This window comes from Vibrio sp. 10N.286.51.C3 (genome assembly GCF_003050065.1).
Taxonomy (GTDB): Bacteria; Pseudomonadota; Gammaproteobacteria; order Enterobacterales; family Vibrionaceae; genus Vibrio; species Vibrio crassostreae.
The window spans coordinates 156,060-172,797 of sequence record NZ_PIGC01000011.1 but is presented as its reverse complement, the minus strand read 5'-3'; the positions used below and the strand labels follow the sequence as shown (position 1 = coordinate 172,797).

At 44.1% G+C, this 16,738-nt stretch carries 13 protein-coding genes; 4 read left to right on the top strand and 9 right to left on the bottom strand.

Translation table 11 applies throughout. The annotated features are described in order from the left end of the window. Positions 1-282: 282 nt before the first annotated feature. A complete protein-coding gene (locus CWO27_RS14100) occupies positions 283-3,297 on the top strand; it encodes an HD domain-containing phosphohydrolase (RefSeq protein ID WP_107899100.1) in 3,015 nt (1,004 codons plus the stop codon). A gap of 17 nt (positions 3,298-3,314) precedes the next feature. Here CWO27_RS14100 and CWO27_RS14095 read toward each other — a convergent pair whose 3' ends face one another. After that, a complete protein-coding gene (locus tag CWO27_RS14095; protein ID WP_107899099.1) occupies positions 3,315-4,331 on the bottom strand; it encodes a DMT family transporter in 1,017 nt (338 codons plus the stop codon). 91 nt (positions 4,332-4,422) lie between these two features. Between CWO27_RS14095 and CWO27_RS14090 the strand changes: the two genes are divergently transcribed. Continuing rightward, positions 4,423-5,349, top strand: a complete 927-nt coding sequence (locus tag CWO27_RS14090) for a LysR substrate-binding domain-containing protein (RefSeq protein WP_102479184.1) — start codon at positions 4,423-4,425, stop codon at positions 5,347-5,349. A gap of 71 nt (positions 5,350-5,420) precedes the next feature. Next, on the top strand, positions 5,421-5,741 hold the full coding sequence (locus CWO27_RS14085; RefSeq protein WP_004730185.1) for a heavy metal-binding domain-containing protein: 321 nt from the start codon (positions 5,421-5,423) through the stop codon (positions 5,739-5,741). Positions 5,742-5,849: 108 nt separating this feature from the next. On the opposite strand, the gene CWO27_RS14080 is transcribed toward CWO27_RS14085, so the two are convergent. Then, complete coding sequence (locus CWO27_RS14080; RefSeq protein WP_107899098.1) at positions 5,850-7,106, bottom strand: peptidoglycan DD-metalloendopeptidase family protein; 1,257 nt, start codon at positions 7,104-7,106, stop codon at positions 5,850-5,852. 161 nt (positions 7,107-7,267) lie between these two features. Further along, positions 7,268-8,107, bottom strand: coding sequence for a tetratricopeptide repeat protein (locus CWO27_RS14075; RefSeq protein WP_102431489.1), 840 nt, complete (start codon positions 8,105-8,107; stop codon positions 7,268-7,270). 276 nt (positions 8,108-8,383) lie between these two features. On the opposite strand from CWO27_RS14075, the gene CWO27_RS14070 reads away from it, so the two are divergent. Then, the gene (locus CWO27_RS14070) at positions 8,384-8,899 is read left to right on the top strand and encodes a cytochrome b (protein WP_080967654.1); all 516 of its coding nucleotides are present in this window, start codon (positions 8,384-8,386) and stop codon (positions 8,897-8,899) included. A 77-nt stretch (positions 8,900-8,976) separates the two neighbouring features. On the opposite strand, the gene CWO27_RS14065 is transcribed toward CWO27_RS14070, so the two are convergent. From CWO27_RS14065 to CWO27_RS14040, 6 genes are all read right to left on the bottom strand, one after another. Next, the gene (locus CWO27_RS14065) at positions 8,977-9,411 is read right to left on the bottom strand and encodes a hypothetical protein (RefSeq protein WP_048659122.1); all 435 of its coding nucleotides are present in this window, start codon (positions 9,409-9,411) and stop codon (positions 8,977-8,979) included. A gap of 47 nt (positions 9,412-9,458) precedes the next feature. Next, the gene (locus tag CWO27_RS14060) at positions 9,459-9,725 is read right to left on the bottom strand and encodes a hypothetical protein (RefSeq protein WP_107899097.1); all 267 of its coding nucleotides are present in this window, start codon (positions 9,723-9,725) and stop codon (positions 9,459-9,461) included. A gap of 233 nt (positions 9,726-9,958) precedes the next feature. Further along, positions 9,959-11,743, bottom strand: a complete 1,785-nt coding sequence (locus CWO27_RS14055; RefSeq protein ID WP_107899096.1) for an ABC transporter ATP-binding protein — start codon at positions 11,741-11,743, stop codon at positions 9,959-9,961. Continuing rightward, complete coding sequence (locus tag CWO27_RS14050; protein WP_102431486.1) at positions 11,737-13,500, bottom strand: ABC transporter ATP-binding protein; 1,764 nt, start codon at positions 13,498-13,500, stop codon at positions 11,737-11,739. The genes CWO27_RS14055 and CWO27_RS14050 overlap by 7 nt, the downstream gene beginning before the upstream one ends. A 229-nt stretch (positions 13,501-13,729) precedes the next feature. Further along, positions 13,730-14,245 carry a hypothetical protein gene (locus tag CWO27_RS14045; protein WP_102431485.1) on the bottom strand — a complete coding sequence of 172 codons (516 nt, stop codon included), beginning with the start codon at positions 14,243-14,245 and terminating at the stop codon, positions 13,730-13,732. A gap of 13 nt (positions 14,246-14,258) precedes the next feature. Continuing rightward, entirely contained in the window at positions 14,259-16,370 is a 2,112-nt protein-coding gene (locus CWO27_RS14040) for an LruC domain-containing protein (protein WP_102431484.1), read from the bottom strand. Positions 16,371-16,738: the final 368 nt, after the last annotated feature.

The following is a 16,738-nucleotide window of genomic DNA, read 5'->3' as shown; positions in this document are numbered from 1 at the left end:
ACATAATAACGCTTAATTGATAAAACACTCGGAATGCTTGTTTTTCTAGTCAGGAATATTAATAACACTAGATATGTATTGCCCACATCGAGCCTGTACAGCATCTCGGAGCAACCCTACCAACCACAAGTGACCATTAGCACTTAAAGATAAGGCTTTATTCTCATTTCACTTAGCTATCGGAAGCACGACTTTGTCGCAGCGCCGCCTTAATTGCACCAATTTTTTGCAACCTACCCAAGTTCGTCAATACTTAAACCAGTTCACACGCTGGAGTGTTAGATGAGACGAAGACGTTATCCGCTGAGTATCCACATCACTAGCCTTTTCCTAATTTTGACAACGTTTGTCGGTGCAGTTTTGATATCAATAAGTTATCGGCATTCTCAAGAGCTGCTATTGGGCACAGTTCGTGAGGTCAGTAATGAGCATCGTGATAAACTGGAATCAGTGTTCAAGCAAGCAGTAGCGCCTGTCATCACCACTTTGAACGTGATGGCGGTCAGTCCGTTTGTTAATCAACAAAGCTCCTCTACCGATAAGGAGTCTTGGCTAGCATCAGTCGATATCATCTTCAAACAGAATACTAATTTAGTTGCGCTCTTCTATGGCTCGGAGGATGGCAACTTTAGAATATTCCGGCCCTTGAGCACCAATAAACAAAGGGCCGAAAATAATGCCCCTGCCAAAGCGACCATGATGGTCAGTAGCACTAATTTGGATGGTGAGAACTTTATTACCTACCACGATGGTGCGCATCAGGTCATCAGCACGGTACAAAGCGAGAGTATATTTAACCCAACGACTCGTACTTGGTATCGCAATGCAAAGCCCGATGGTTCAATCCACCTATCCGAGCCCTATCTTTTTTATTTTCTTAAAACCAATGGCATTACACTGTCTAGGCGTTCAGCCGATGGCAAGCATGTGGTAGGCGCCGACTTCACGCTGAGTTCACTCTCTTCTCAGATCAGTGAGCTGGCCTACTCTCCGCAGACCAGACTGGCTCTATTTGACCAGCACTTTAATCTTCTGGGTCAGCATCAACTGGATTTAACGACCTCTAACCTCACCTTCCAAGCTAACCATGACGATACTAATAATGTAAATGGCGCTGGAAAACTCTCTGGTAGTGAGCAGGAGCAGAGCTTTTTCAACATCCCCAAACGAGAGCAAATGGAAGCGTTAAAATCTTCAGTATTGGGGCCGCTAATCTCAGATGAGGAAAAGTTTAACCTCAATCTCAAAAACGTCGAGTACAACCTGAATACATGGGCACTGACCTTAACTCCGGTTGAGCTCACCCAAAACGTGACCCTCTATTTGGCAGAGGCGACACCACACAATGAACTGCTTTCTGACCTCATTTCAATGCGTGACAAACAGGTCGCGGTCGCGATTGGGATGTTGTTTATCTGCTTTGGTATCGTGTGGCTAGTAGCTAATCGGCTGTCCCAGCCGCTTAATACTCTGATGCAGCTTACCGATAACATTGCACGATTCGATTTCCGTCGTACCCATTATCCGAAGAGCATGATCAAAGAGGTAGCTAACCTCGCCCATTCCATCGAATTAATGGAACACACGCTTCATGACCTCATCAACTTACTTCGGGACACGGCAGGGAATCAGGAGTTCTCGATACTTGCCAAGAACATCGCTCACCAAAGCTATCTGATAACCAAGGCCGAAACCATTGTGCTGTTTACTCAATCAGAGAAGAAAGATGTATTTGATACCGCCGCCAACCTAGCGATCATTCCCTTCAAAGCAGACATCAATGACTTCATCAAACACACACCTTGGTTACTGTGCAAACTCAAGTCAGGAGAGACCATCCACCTAAATCGAGAAGACAATGTACTCAACTATTATCAAGACTCTATCTTCAACTCAGACCTGTACTTGTTCCCATTATTGAACCGCGAAAAACTGTTGGTTGGTATTGTGGCGATTGGCTATGAAAGGCCGATTACCAAAGCTCAAGCAGACAAACACGCCTTTTTAAGAGAGTTATTGAGCTTTGCGGAAATAGCCAAAGACAACATTGACCAAATGCAGCAACAGAAAGACATGCTTAATGCTTTTATTGAGCTGATCGCCTCTGCGATTGATACCAAATCCCCATACACTGGAGGTCACTGCCAACGAGTACCCGAGCTGACCAAATGGTTAACCCAAGCGACTATCGATGACGACCGTTATTACCCTCAGTTCTCTCTGGACAACAAGCAGTGGGAAGAGTTGATGTTAGCCGCGTGGTTACATGACTGTGGGAAAGTCACCACCCCAGAGTATGTGGTAGACAAAGCAACCAAACTTGAGACCATTTACGACCGAATCCACGAAGTTCGTATGCGATTTGAACTACTCAAACAACAAGCCGAAACTGACTACTGGAAAGCGATGGCGAATGGTGGACTTCAAGAAGAGCAGCTACAGATCCTAGAACAAACCCTTTCCGACCTCGATGAAGAGTTTGCCTTTGTTGCTCAGTGCAACCTTGGCGGAGAATCAATGACACAAGAACAGTTGGAACGATTGGACCAAATAGCCAAGCGTCAATGGAAACGAACGTTAAATGATCAACTTGGAATATCTTGGGCTGAAAAAGAGAGGTACAACTCGTGGCAGAAATCGTCACAATCTGCCGACGCTAAACCAGATAACAGTGAACAGACATTACCAGTGATGGAACCACTCCTTGCGGACAAGCCAGAGCACAAGATCCCATGGGATAATGGCTTTAACCCAGCAGAATTGTGGCAAGAAGAGTTCGTCCTTAAGCCTGGAGAGGTCAAATACAACCAAGGCGAGCTGCACAATTTGAAAGTCAATCGTGGCACTCTCAACGAAGAAGAACGCTTCATGATCAATGACCATATCATTCAGACCTTCACCATGTTAAACAAGCTCCCTTACCCACCTTACCTGCAAAATATTCCCGAAATTGCCAGTGGGCATCATGAACGTATTGATGGTAAGGGCTACCCTCGTGGGTTGAGTGAAGATCAATTACCTTTGCCGTCCCGAGCCATGGCGATTGCTGACGTGTTTGAAGCCCTGACTTCCAGCGACCGTCCGTATAAAAAAGGAAAGCTGCTCAGTGAATCGCTCAATATCATGACCAACATGGCGACGAGCGGTCATATTGATCCCAAACTCTATTTACTGTTTTTAGAAAATAAAATCTATGACAAATACGCAGAGCGATTCCTTGAGTTAAGCCAACGATGCGATATCGATGAAACGAAACACATCGAAAAAGTAAAAGAGTATATTCGCTCACTTTTTTAAACCGTTACTGACAAGGTTTAGCGCTTAACTATTGGCTGTAAACCCAACACCGAGCTCTCTTTGGAGTTGCTCGTTGGCTTGGATGCTTGCCCGTCTTTACTACGCTTTTTAGCTAACAAGGTATTAGTGATGCTCGCAGCAACAATCAGGTTAATACCAACCAACTGCTGAGTAGAAAATACATCATCAAAGAACACACCTTGCCACAATGCGCTAAACAACATGTTAGTGAAAATTAGTGGCGCCAGTTGAGAGCCACTCTCTGCAAGCTTATACGCTTTGGAACGGAAGATTTGGGTATTGATGGTAAACAGTGCAAGGCCGAAAGCTACGAGAGCAATCCAGCGTAAATCATCAAAAGACAGTAACGCCGACAAGGTTCCTTTCTCTGCACTTTCAAGCACATCAGGCACCGCAGAAACTGAAGTAAACACCACCATTGGAATCACAATGATTGCCGCGACTAAGAAGGTCCACGCATTGAGCTCAGCTGGCGAAAGGCTGGTTTTAGACGCCCGGTACAAGCTCACTTGCGAGCCTGAATTAAACATGCCCGCCATTAAACCAAGCAGCAGTGCTGGTCTAAAGAACTCTGAGCCAAATTCAAACTGCGACCAATCCCCTGCCATCATCACTACACCAACAAAGGTGACAACTAAACACACTATCGTCGTTGTACGAATCTTGGTTCTAAATGTTAACTTTTCTAACAATGGAATAAACAGAGGACCAGTGCTGAACAACACTACCCCTTCAACAAGCGTTAAGGTTTGCAGTGAAGTAAGGAAACACCACTGACACGCCACCATAAAGATCGCCCGCATCACCAAAGGTTTCCACATTTCTCGTGTCGGCTTGCTGATTTTGTAAAAGGTCAGAAAAAGAAATAAGAACAGACTGGGTAAAAAAAACCGCACAAAACTGAGTAACGAAGTGGGCATCACTTCAGATAGATATTTGGCCATTAAGCCACTTAAAGACAAACTGAACGTCGACAACAACATGAAAGTCGTTGCCTTGGTAATATCAGACATAATTATCACCTCCTATTACACCCATTTTAGTGGCGTGACGTGATGAAAAATAGCGAGTAATATTAACCATAACTGTAAGGAAAACTTACCAATGAAAAAACTCGTTCCGCTTAAATCCGTTTACGCTTTCATTGCCGTTGCTGAAACTGGCAGCATGACTGACGCCGCGCGGGTGTTGTATGTCAGTCACTCAGCGGTAAGCCAATCCATAAAGTCGTTAGAACAACTGGTCAACAAGCCTTTGTTTCAACGAGTCGGCCGTCGTGTTGTTCTTAATGCCGCAGGTAAGCGTTATTACCGCAAAGTCGCGCCCGCACTTGAGCAAGTGATAGAGGCGACCGAAGAGCTTGCCAGAACACCTAACGACCACCGCATTACCCTCAACATGGTCAATTCACTCGCGATGCACTGGTGGATTCCCCGCGTCCCCGATTTCCAAGCTTTTTCTCCCTCACTTGATATCCGTATTTCCACCTTAACTGGCCCTTTTGATCTAGAGCAGGAAGGTGTCGATATTGCCCTTGTGCACGGCAAACCGAATGAATGGGATCAGTATTACAGCGAAAAGCTTGGCGATGATGATCTGGTCTTGGTATGCAGTCCAACTCTGCTAAAAAACCAGAGTGAGTTAAGCGTTCAACAACTCGTCAAACAAAACCCGACCATTGGTGTTTTTAACCTAAGGCGACAACACGACTGGCAGGTATGGTGCGACAATTACCAAATCCCACTGCCTACATTCCATAGCAATCTAACATTCGATGTCTCCATTCAAGCCGTGCAAGCTGCAATTCGCTCATTAGGCGTATTAGTAACGCATCGCTTGTTTGTGAAAGATGATATTAGCCACGGCATGCTGGTAGAGCTTGGCGATCCAGTAGCTAACCCGCACCAAGATTTCTACTTTGTTTGCCCGAAAAACAAATTAAAACAAGAAAGTGTGCTAAAACTGAGAACATGGTTGAGACATGAATTCACACGCTCAGAGACAATAATCAGCGGTGATATTCAGGAATAAAACTGCTCTAGCCCAACTACAGCTAGCCGTTATTCAGCTAGTTACAACGCATCTAACTTACAGAGGCCATTATGATTATTACCACTACACAATCTGTCGAAGGCAAACGCATTGTCGATTACAAAGGGGTTATTGCCGGAGAAGCTATCCTAGGGGTGAACGTGTTCAAAGATATGTTTTCGGGTATTCGTGACTTTGTGGGTGGACGTTCTGGTACCTACGAGAAAGAACTGGAAAAAGCACGTAACTACGCATTCAAAGAGTTAGAGCAGAAAGCGATTGAAGCGGGTGCCAACGCAGTGGTAGGCGTAGATATTGATTACGAAGTACTTGGCACAGGCAATGGTATGCTGATGGTTTCAGCAAGCGGCACAGCAGTGGTTGTGGCTTAGTTGAATCACTCGCTAAATCGTGTGATTACCTAGAAAAAACGCCCCTTAGCTAAATCGTTAGCTAAGGGGCGTTATTGTATTCGTTGGACAACTTAGGCTTGAATAGCTCTAACTTGCACGACCTGCTGGCTCAGAGATCATGGCATCAAAAGAGGCCATTCGAGCCAAAAATTCTTTCCTATCTTTAGGCATAATTGAGCTTGCCATCGGTAAGTTAGCCTTCATCGCATCGACTGCTCGACCACGAACCAATACCTCAAAGTGCAAATGAGGACCTGTGATACGGCCAGTTGCACCTGATAACGCGATTTTCTGACCTCGCTTAATTTGCTGACCTTTCTTTACGAGGAAGCGGCTCAAGTGAAGATAACGTGTCGTGTATACGCTGTTATGTTCAATCACCAAGTATTTCCCGGCATAAGGGTGGTCACGAAGCGCCACAACACGGCCATCACCCGTTGAGTATACGGGTGCGCCCACAGGCGTCGCAAAGTCAGTACCATTGTGTGGCGAAATACGCCCTGTCACTGGGTGTCTTCGTTTAGGGTTGAACGATGAGGTAATTCTTCGGAATTTTCTATCTACAGGGTATCTATCGAAAGCTTGCTCTAGGCTATTACCCTCTCTGTCGTAGAAAAGACCATCAGGCGCAAGAAACGCCGCCACTTCTCGGTTTCTTAATTGAATTGAGATACCTTGAACTTCTGTTTTGCCCGTTAAATGATCATTCGTGTACTGCTCTTTGACCAGTACATTAAAGCTGTCACCTGCTCTTAGTTCACGAGTGAAGTTAACTTTATCTTTCAACGTGCGAGTAATATTGGCTATCTGAGCTGTCGTAAGCCCCGCTTTGTATGCAGATGTTGAAAAGCTACCATGAACACTGCCCGCGTAGAGTTTTTCCTTCCATTCACCAGGCATTTCATGAAATTGGTAGTTAAAGCTTCCATCATCATTTTTCGTAAAGACAGCTTGTTCTACGAGACTTTCATGGAAAATGAGCTCTACGAGTTGTTTGGAGTCACTATCCAACAGCAACTCTAGATGGTCACCAGGCTTTATTGTGTCGAGTTTCAAAGATTCAAGATCCGCTTCCATGACCTTGTGAACCGTTTCATAAGGCAGATTCCACGATTCGAATATATTACTGAGGGTATCCCCAACCTTCACAAAGTAGTGAATTTTGATCATTGAGTTCGAATTGGTTTGTGGCGGCGCCTGCTCCTTACCGTCCGTGTGCAGTTCTTGATAAGGCGTGACTTTTATTGAGATTTCTTTTTCTGGTTCAGGATGAAAAGAGAGCAAAGCAGCAAGGGAAAATGCGCTGATAGCAATAACGATCAGGCCAATACGGAGGAACTTCATAAAATACTTAGCGGTTATAACGAGGAACTTAGAAAGTGTTATAACATAACAATTCATTCAAAGAAATAAATGAAATGTAAGAAACCGCAGCGCGATTGGCGTGAAAATATGGTGGGCATGCAAGGCCCACCATCTTAGTTAACACTACTCTTTATCTAGTATTATTCTTCAAGAAGTGCTTCGAAGCGTTCTAAGCCACGCAGCATCTCAAAGTCAGGTTCATCAGCCAATAACTCCCGCATTGAACCACTGGCTTCGATAGAGCGCTCTAAGTCATCGATCGCTTGGCCTTCAGCACCTAACCTTGCGTAAGCACAAGCACGTTGATACAAGGCGTGAGCATTTTGATCGTCCACTTCCAACACGCGATTACATAAGCTCATCGCCCAGTGGTATTCCTGCATGTCCATTGCGGCATCGGCTTTGTAAGTTAGTGCTTCCAAATCACCCGGGCGAACTTTTAAGATCTCATCGTAGATTTCAATTTTCTGCTCGGCGGTTTGAGCATTCTGAGCCCTCAACCATAAATTATGAATTTCATTGATGATTTCGATTTCTCGGTTGTTCTCTGAGATGATTCGAGTCTTACGCTTAAGATCCCTTTCAAGAACGTTAAACTTCTTCTCATAATCTTGGGCTATGTCGTTGAGTCGTCGGTCAGCCATCTCTTTGGTGGTGTGTTTCAACTCTTTGAGTGATTGCCAACCCACCAATGCAATTAGGGAGGCAACACCGGCAATAATGTAGAAGAAGTAGGTTACGGTTACATTGGCGTAATTCAGAGACTTGTCTGCCACAGTCAGTTCCCGGTCAGTCATCTGAATGGTCAAGCGTCTTTCAAGATCTTGCTGTTCCATTCGTAGTTGCTTCAGCTCATCCAAGATATAGCGCTCCATCAGCGGTCTATCCAAATACTCTTGTTCAGAGTACTTAACCTCTTCGCTTGCAAAACTCATCGCGCTGAACACCGAGATAACTGCAATCAATAAGATTCGAAGCATTATACATTCCTTATATATTTATCTTTAGACTAACTGTATCTCGTAATAAGCATACAAGCTAGGAAGTCGACAATTTTGCCATGTCCATATTGGAATTAACACTCTAAAACATCATTGATAATTATAAAACACCTGAAGCAACATCATTAATTTCTAAATTATAAAAATACCGCGTAATACTGTTCTATATAATTAATTCGCGATGCGAATATACCAAAAATTGATTTATTGCATCGAGATGAATCTTATATTAATAACGATCAGAGCGAGGTTAATTTGAATAATCCACGATACGATTTATTAAGCCGTGTACTGCACTGGGTAATGGCTTCTGTAATCATCTACGCAACAATAGCAGGGTATGTGATGCACTATGTCACCAGCCATCCAGAGCTGTTTTCTTTTTTGTCAGTGCTCAACATGTCATTGGCGACCGTTGCGACACCGCTGCTCGTGGTGCGTTATATCTGGAGCCACTTTCGCTCATCGCCAAACATGCCAACCTCTGTGCCTGAAGGGCAAAAATGTGTAGCTAAGCTTGCACATTCTTTGATGTACCTTGTGATGTTTATGGTTTTCAGCACCGGTTACTTAATGCTAAAGGAGCCGTACTCTTTATTTTGGCTAGTGGGCGTAAATAACCTAATTACCAACTCTGCAATCAACGGCTTCTTTTTCTATCTACATCGTGCCAGTTGTATTGTCCTCGCCTGTTTAATTGTGCTGCATATCAGTGCCGCCCTTAAACACCACTTTGTCTCTAAGAACTATGTATTGAAGATGATGCTCTAGAATCAGAGAACTCAGGACGGTTTACACAAACAAAAAAGCCATAGCATGTTCGCTATGGCTTTCTTATTTCAATTCGCTTACTTGGTTTGGGTATCAAGCATCACTTGCCAGTATTCACATTTTGCCAAGAACTCTTTTAAATAAAGTTCTGGGTTAGCAAGCTTCTCGCCGCCTTTAACATCGGCGCCAGTCACTCGCCAAAAGCCTCGAGTTACCAAGTTTCGATGATAAATAAAATCGTTAAGTTCATTTGTCTTCAAAGGAAGCTGCTCACCAAACGTCTGTTCGTATAGGCTCAACGTAGAGGCTTGTTCACTTGAGGTCTCCCTTAAAAAGGTATCCAGATCCAAACCTAATGACTGTTGCTGCTCTTTTGATAATGCTTTAGTTAATTTAGAGATCACAGTAAACAGCGCCAGTTCTACTTTTTGTGATGCTAATAACGACGCACCCAAAAGTGCATGTTCATTGGATACGTGTTGCTCTGTTGATGAAACGGTAGCTGTTGTCACTGTGTTAACCTCAAATAGTCATAATGGATGTTAGGGAGCGATTCCAATTACGCGCTTTTGCTAAACTGGATTTGTTCAGCATCAACAATCATAAAGCCAGTTGCGTCTTCGCTCTTCTCTACTTTTACTAAACCTTTAAAGCCTATTTGCGACAACTTTTTCGCAAGGTGCTCTGGCGCTGTTTCAAAAACCACCGACATGAAAGGTAAATGCTCTGCGGAAACAAAGCCATGCTCGTTAAACAGGTCCATTGCGTGAGATAAATGGTCTGAGTCGGTTAATTCAATAATTTCTACAACTTCTTCCAACAACATTTTCGATTCCATATTCGCCAGAAAGTGACTGACACAAGCACTTACGTTTTGCTCGCATACATCCCGATGCCCGAAGACACCCCTTTAGTAGTAGGGGGATCATAACATATTAATAATCGAAAAATATGTTTAATTTCCCTAACCCATTGGGAATATTAGAAAACAATAGAAACTGGTGAAGCATAGACAAGACCAATTCGTCTTATTGAAAGCAACAGCCTGATTTTGGGCAATTAGGCTAACGTAGCTTGAGAATCGCCCGTTTCTACAATCGATTCTTGTAACAAGCCAGCATAAATACCATTGTGCGCCACCAGTTGTTGATGATTACCTTGCTCAACAATTTCACCCTTTTCCAACACCAAAATGGTGTCTGAGTGACGAACAGTACTCAAACGGTGGGCAATCGCAATCACGGTTTTCTCTTTGAACAGACGCTGCATCGCTTTTTGAATGAGATCCTCGGTAATCGAATCTACCGAGCTGGTTGCCTCATCTAGCATCATCAGTTGTCCACCTTGGGCGACAGCTCTAGCGAACGAAATCAGCTGCGTCTGCCCTACCGATAAGTTTGCCCCGTTCTTATCTAGTTGGAAGCCATAGCCTTGAGGCAGTTGTTCAATAAACTTATCGGCATAAACATAACGCGCCGCCTGCTCAATCTCGGTACTTGATAAATGTTCTTTACCTAGTGCGATATTGAACGCAATCGTCTCTTCGAATAAATGCACATCTTGCATCATCATCGAGAACAAATGTGTCGAGTCTTCACTAGAGATCTGCGACAGCTCAATGCCATTCAGCAGTATGCTGCCTTCATAGTCTTGGTAGGTTTTCGAGATCAAACGCAGAATCGTTGACTTACCTGAGCCTGTAGAGCCCACCAGTGCGATTTGATGCCCTTTCTCCAATACAAACGAGACATTCTTTAGAACGTACGGAGCATCATCTTTGTAGCGGAAGCTTACGTTCTTAAACTCAAGGCTTTCAAACTGCTCTAACGGTTTAGCAACCTTCTCTGATGGCAGCAGGTTGCGCCCCTCTTCTTCGGTCGGTTCAACAAACAGCTCTTCGATATGGTCGAACGCGGCAAATGAGCTCTGAATCGAAGTAATCTGTGAGGTGAAGTCTCGAATCGGTACGAACACTTTTTCTAAGGTGTTGATGAACGCAATCAGCACACCCAAGGTGAGCACCCCTTCTATCACTTGCTCAGAACCGTACCAAATCATTACCGCGATGGTGATGGATGTAATACCAGAAATGAATGAGAACAGTATAGCGTCGTATTTATTGATCTTTTTCTGCGCTCTCAAAAACTCGTCGGTATAGCCTTGGTAACGTTGTTCGACTTGCTCTTCTGCTCGGTACATCTGTACGGTTTTCATACCAAACAGCACTTCTTGCAAGAAGCCAATACCTTGAGCCAGTGACGAACGAGTCACCTTATACAGAGCACGAAGTCGATTTCGAACATGTACAGTCAGATACATGACCGGAGGCATGATGATCAATACGATCAGCGTCAGCTTCCAATCAATTAAGAACATCATGACCAGCAGCGCAATGGTGTTAATGCTGTCTTTTACCAAACCGACAACCGACTGAACAAACGTCTCACCGATGGTTTCTAAATCACTGGTTAGACGCGAGAGCGTGACACCGATTGGTGTATTGTCAAAGTAACTGCGTGGCAATTTCAAAACACGAGCAAACAGAACTGAGCGCATGTCAGTAATCGTGTATTGACCTGTTTTACGTAGGTTATATGCGTAAGTGGTATCCACTACATAACTGACGATTAGTACAGCAACGAGGTAGAAAACGTATTCTAACAGCCCGTCCATATCACCATGACTCAACTGAACGTCGATCACTTGAATAATCAACCATGGGAACAACAAGCTTGTGATGACAGAAAGCGGAAGCATCGCAATGCCCAAAATCGCCGAGCCTTTGTATTTCTTAGCAAACTTAAAGAAATGCTTGAGGTACTTGAGGTCAACACCTTTTAACATGCTGCTGCCTCCGTTTCATTTTGCTGTAGTAGCCATGTCTCGTAGTAGTAATCGCAAGTTTTCAGTAGGGTTTTATGGTCGCCCTTAGCAATCACTTTTCCTTCATTCAACACGATAACTTCATCCATGTATTCAAGTGCATTAACACGATGTGAGACAACAAGAACCGACTGATTTTCCAATCGCTTAAATAGGCCTTCTAAGATTTTTCTCTCAGTCTCGTAGTCAACGGCAGACAGAACGTTATCCATAATGATGAGATCGGTTGGTTGTAATAGAGCACGAGCAATGCTCAAGCGCTGTTTTTGCCCCCCTGACAACATAATGCCCTTCTCACCGACTAAGGTTTGGTCACCTTGCTCAAAGCGCGTCACATCACCGGCTAATTGGCTAAGCTCTAACACTTCATCAACCTGGCTTTTTGCTAGCTCGGTATCGCCGCTACCAAAACGAATATTCGCTTCAACAGTTGCTGAAAACAAATACGGGTCTTGGGTGACGGTTTTAACGTAACGACGTAAATCGCTACGCGAGAAGCTAGTGATATCTCTATCACCAAGCAGTACTGAACCTTGTGGAGTGTCTAAGTGATGGTTCAAACAGTTCACCAACGTCGTTTTGCCCGCACCGATTCCGCCTAACACTCCGACTTTCTTCCCTGCTGGAATATCAAAACTGATGTCATCGAGAATCAGACGCTCTTCACCCGGGTAGCTAAAGCTTAGGTTACGCACGGAGAACGTTTTTCCTTTAAGCGATTTCACATCGAGCTCAGAAAGCTTCTGCTCATCCAACTCTGGGATTTGGGCATTAAGAATAGTTTGTGCGCTTTGAATACCGACCATACCGCGCTGATAAATCGTCGCGATTCGTCCTAATTGCATAAGCGGCATGGCGAGCAAAACTGAGTAAGTTAGGAATGCTGTGATTTCACCTAGGGTCAGTTCCTGTCTCATCAACATAAAACCACCTAGACCTATAATAATGATTTTCATTAGGTCATTGGCGTAATCGAGAACCGGCATAAAGAAGACTTGGATACGCGTGATTTTAAGGCGACATTCAAGTAACAGCTGATTCAGCTTCTCAGTCTCCGCTTTTACCCAAGGTGACATCTGCTGGCTTTTAATCAGATCAATCCCAGACAGATAACTCATCAGTTGTGCAGACAAGTTTTGCAGTCGCTTCATATGCTCTAGATGGAGCGTTTTCATGCGCTTAAAGCCCACTCGGAAAATCACGAAAGCGATTGAAATCGGAATGATCGAATACAGGGTTAGTTCTGGCGATATACGCCACATGTATAGCGGCGTTAGCGATAGAGCGAGCAACGCATTAAAGAATTGCAGAAAGCCAACACCAAACATCAAACGAATACCACTTAGGTCATTGTTAATGATTGAGATTAAACGGCCAGAAGCAAAGCGCTCGTGAAAGCTGTTTGGCAAGCGATTCAGTTTTTGTAGAAGAGTGGTCTTAAGTGAAGCTTCTGTAATTCGCCCGGGGTTAAGCGCGTAAATGCGAGACAGAATCCTAACAACGACCATAGCAACCGACATACCAACAACGATCCACACATAGGACTGCAACTGTTGATGTCCACTTGAAGAGGCGTCATCAATCAGATCTATTGCCAATTGAATATAACGAGGGATTTCTACTTGTAACCAGTTAACGAGAAAAATGAACACAACCGCAAGTAAGTACGAGGTGCGATTCATGCGCAAGTAATGGGCAATAAACTGTCTTTTATTCATAACGTTCTTTGTTGAGGGCAGGCATAAAGCGACATAGTGATACTCTTTAATTAGGGTTGTATCACGATGGTAAAGATACACCAAAAACACTTAGTTGACAATATCAACCACATTCCATTATTCGTCAGTCCTATTCATTTTTTGTATTGCAGAAACAACTTTGCCGCCAATATGGCGGCAAAGATATTAATGGTTCGAATATGAAGCGCTAACTAACACTCATACCATGTTAGAGAATCACATCGACTTGGTCATTTTCTATGCTATATGAGTTTCTCACCTCGCTACCCAATGCTGATGGGTACCACACTTCGACCCAAACTTTATCAACATGGTTGGGCAACAATAGCGTTGTTGAAAAGTCAGTGTCTTCATTAATAGGCATTCTTAACACTTGTGAGGTGTAGTCGACAACGTCCCCATCAAACTCAGTGTACAAGCTCATAAAGCCCCGCGAACTTTGTGAACTTGCGACATCGACCGTCACAGCGACTTCCCTCTCAGTTGAGAAATCAAAGTCTTCCGGTATGGTCAGCTCGACCGATCTCAACACTTGTGCCGCAGGCGCGACGCTAGACGTCACTGTGTTATTGCCAGCAGATGACGTGTTGCCTGATGAGGAATCATCCGCTGGTGGGACAGAGCTTGGAGCTGATGTGGTAGAGCCACCACCACCGCCGCCTCCGCCACACGCTGCAAGGAAGACAAGAGTCACACTACTTAGCATTAGTTTTGATAGTTTCATAAATCCTCCTTGATTAATCTTCAGTAGACCAAGTTTTGTCTGAGTTAGGGTTTAGATACCAAGTCGGTTTAGAAGAACCGCCAGACGTCGCCCATTCTGCAAAGTCTGGGAACGCTTCACTGATATCAATGTACTCGGATGGGTGATTCCAAGGAGATGAAATTAAGATACCCCAAGGCATGTTCTGCGTAGTTCTGTAGTATTTTCCACTATCTGGATCTGAATCATCTTGTGCCACACCGTAAAAGTCGCTTACTAACGTACCACGTGACGTTGGTGGAAGATCCGCTGTGTGAATTTCAAGATCTTTACCCGGAGAGCCAGTAAAGCTAGAGCCATGGTAATACCCTTCACCCGGACCGAAGATGAATGGGTCGAAACCACTTAATGGCAGAAGTGAACTCACCGTTGGTTGATCGTCGTCGTTAAACGGTAGTGAGATGCTAAACGTCATTTGATCTGACTCAAGAGACGGATTACAAGATGGGTTGGTACGGTGGAACATACACTCATCGTTAATAGGGATATCATTTTTTAAGTTCAACGAAGCTACAACAACAAGGTCACCTCCTGGTGATGCAACCGATTTGTCTTCGCCCGTAAACGGTGAGATATTCACACGAGTTGCGCCGTTTTTCTGCACTCTGGCGGTCTGCAAGTCGACATCCGACTCATCAAAGCCACTCAATTTCCAACCTAAGCCGTTACCGTAAGAGGCGCCGTAGGCCATGATGCTACCGCTAATATCCATACGTAACACAGCATCATCTTTACTTAGAATGGTGGTTCGGTAATAAACAACAACATCATTTAAATCGAAGTCACCAACTTCAGGCCAGTTATCTTCGAACGCTGCAGTGTAGTAGTTAGAGTGTTGAATTGTGGTTCCCGGATCAGTCACGTTGAACACGTAATCCTCGACTTCCCCGTCACCAACGTAACCATCACTTGGGATGTTAGGGCTGCTCGCTAGACGGAAACGTGTTTGTACAGTCCCCACACTCGCATCATCAGCCACTCGAATTGGAACCACTTGGCCCCCTTCAACAACCGAATGGTTTTTCAAGATTTGTTCATCATCATCGAAAGTACCACTCAAGTCCCAGTCAGCCCAAGCTTGTAGGTAACCATTACCCACAACGTTAACGTTGATGAGACTATCCAACCCAATTTCTAAGTTAGTAAGTAGCGTAATACCGTCGTCATCATTCCCGTCAACATCCAAGTCATCACCGTTTGATAAGGCGCCCGGTTGTCCGTCAGAGTCTGTATCGATACTGGCCCCTAGATAAAGCGTTGAAGAGACAGCATGTTCAGCACCATTGCTTGCTTGTAACGTTGCATAAGTGTCCGGCGCATCACCAAAATCAGACTCGTCGGAACTCTCTATCGGATTCGTAAAACCACTTAAATCCCAGTTACCATCAAACGCTGAAAAGATTGGGTTAGGGAAGCCACTGCCACTCGTTGTAACAGTTTCAAACTGAAGGGTAACAATAGAGGTATTTTTGTAGGTAAACTTAACCGCACCTGACGTATCAGTTTCAGAATAATTGGTGCCTGGTCCGGTGAAGAGAACTGAATTGCCATCAGCACTCTCTTCAGCAGTCAAACTGGCACTCGCACTACCTAGCTGGTAACTGTAAAAACCTTCACTTTTAAATACTCGAACTTGCTCTGACTGAACGGGCTCACCATCAATGTCATAGCCAATCATTTCAAATTCAGGAATGGTGTAAGGAACAGAGAACGTACCTGAAAGACCGTCAGTACCATCAAAAAATTCGAACGTATAAATCAGCCCCGCAGAACCAGCAGAATTAGTTTGGTAGAGAAAACCAATATCACCTGACGGTTGTGTTGCGCCTACTTTGTAATTGGGTGCATGAAACAAAAATGTCGCATCACCAAATACGCTACTGGATACCTTAGCATCTATGGTTTTTCCATCGTGTGTACCGACATTTAGAAAATGCATAGAGGCGCCATCGTAGGTTGGCCCCGCCCAACTGCTACTCCCGTTTGTTGACTCTATGTGATTTGAGAAGTCCAAGTCCACCACGCTTGCCTGGACTGGGACACTGACTATTGCGCCAATGAGATAGATAATTTGCTTGTATTTCATAGTTAACCTCGACTTCTTCTTCGCTTAGGCGATTTCCTTGAAAAGTACGTAAACTCTGAACGGCAAAGCTAAATAAACGTCTCCCTAAAATCTGATGCTGCGAGACAAAGGATGTACACTTTTTCTTTTAATGCCGACAAAACGAGTTGCATAAGTAGGTTAAGCAAGAGTGAAGCCAAGTTTTTTTAAACTTAGAAAACAAATCTAACACCATGAAAGTATTAGTTTATTTACCTACATTCTCCTTAGGTTCTAGACCCAATAAACACTATCTTCAAAATAGGAATCAATTTGATGAATGAAGTAACTCAATTTGACAGCTTGTCATAGATAGGAGTGAGAGAAGTAGATTCCAAGCGAATAAAGAT

Coding starts and splice junctions, on each gene's coding strand:
- CWO27_RS14095 (WP_107899099.1), bottom strand. CDS start 4,331: ATGTCTGATATTACCAAGGCAACGACTTTCATGTTGTTGTCGACGTTC.
- CWO27_RS14090 (WP_102479184.1), top strand. CDS start 4,423: ATGAAAAAACTCGTTCCGCTTAAATCCGTTTACGCTTTCATTGCCGTT.
- CWO27_RS14080 (WP_107899098.1), bottom strand. CDS start 7,106: ATGAAGTTCCTCCGTATTGGCCTGATCGTTATTGCTATCAGCGCATTT.
- CWO27_RS14060 (WP_107899097.1), bottom strand. CDS start 9,725: ATGTTGTTGGAAGAAGTTGTAGAAATTATTGAATTAACCGACTCAGAC.
- CWO27_RS14075 (WP_102431489.1), bottom strand. CDS start 8,107: ATGCTTCGAATCTTATTGATTGCAGTTATCTCGGTGTTCAGCGCGATG.
- CWO27_RS14055 (WP_107899096.1), bottom strand. CDS start 11,743: ATGTTAAAAGGTGTTGACCTCAAGTACCTCAAGCATTTCTTTAAGTTT.
- CWO27_RS14050 (WP_102431486.1), bottom strand. CDS start 13,500: ATGAATAAAAGACAGTTTATTGCCCATTACTTGCGCATGAATCGCACC.
- CWO27_RS14085 (WP_004730185.1), top strand. CDS start 5,421: ATGATTATTACCACTACACAATCTGTCGAAGGCAAACGCATTGTCGAT.
- CWO27_RS14040 (WP_102431484.1), bottom strand. CDS start 16,370: ATGAAATACAAGCAAATTATCTATCTCATTGGCGCAATAGTCAGTGTC.
- CWO27_RS14100 (WP_107899100.1), top strand. CDS start 283: ATGAGACGAAGACGTTATCCGCTGAGTATCCACATCACTAGCCTTTTC.
- CWO27_RS14045 (WP_102431485.1), bottom strand. CDS start 14,245: ATGAAACTATCAAAACTAATGCTAAGTAGTGTGACTCTTGTCTTCCTT.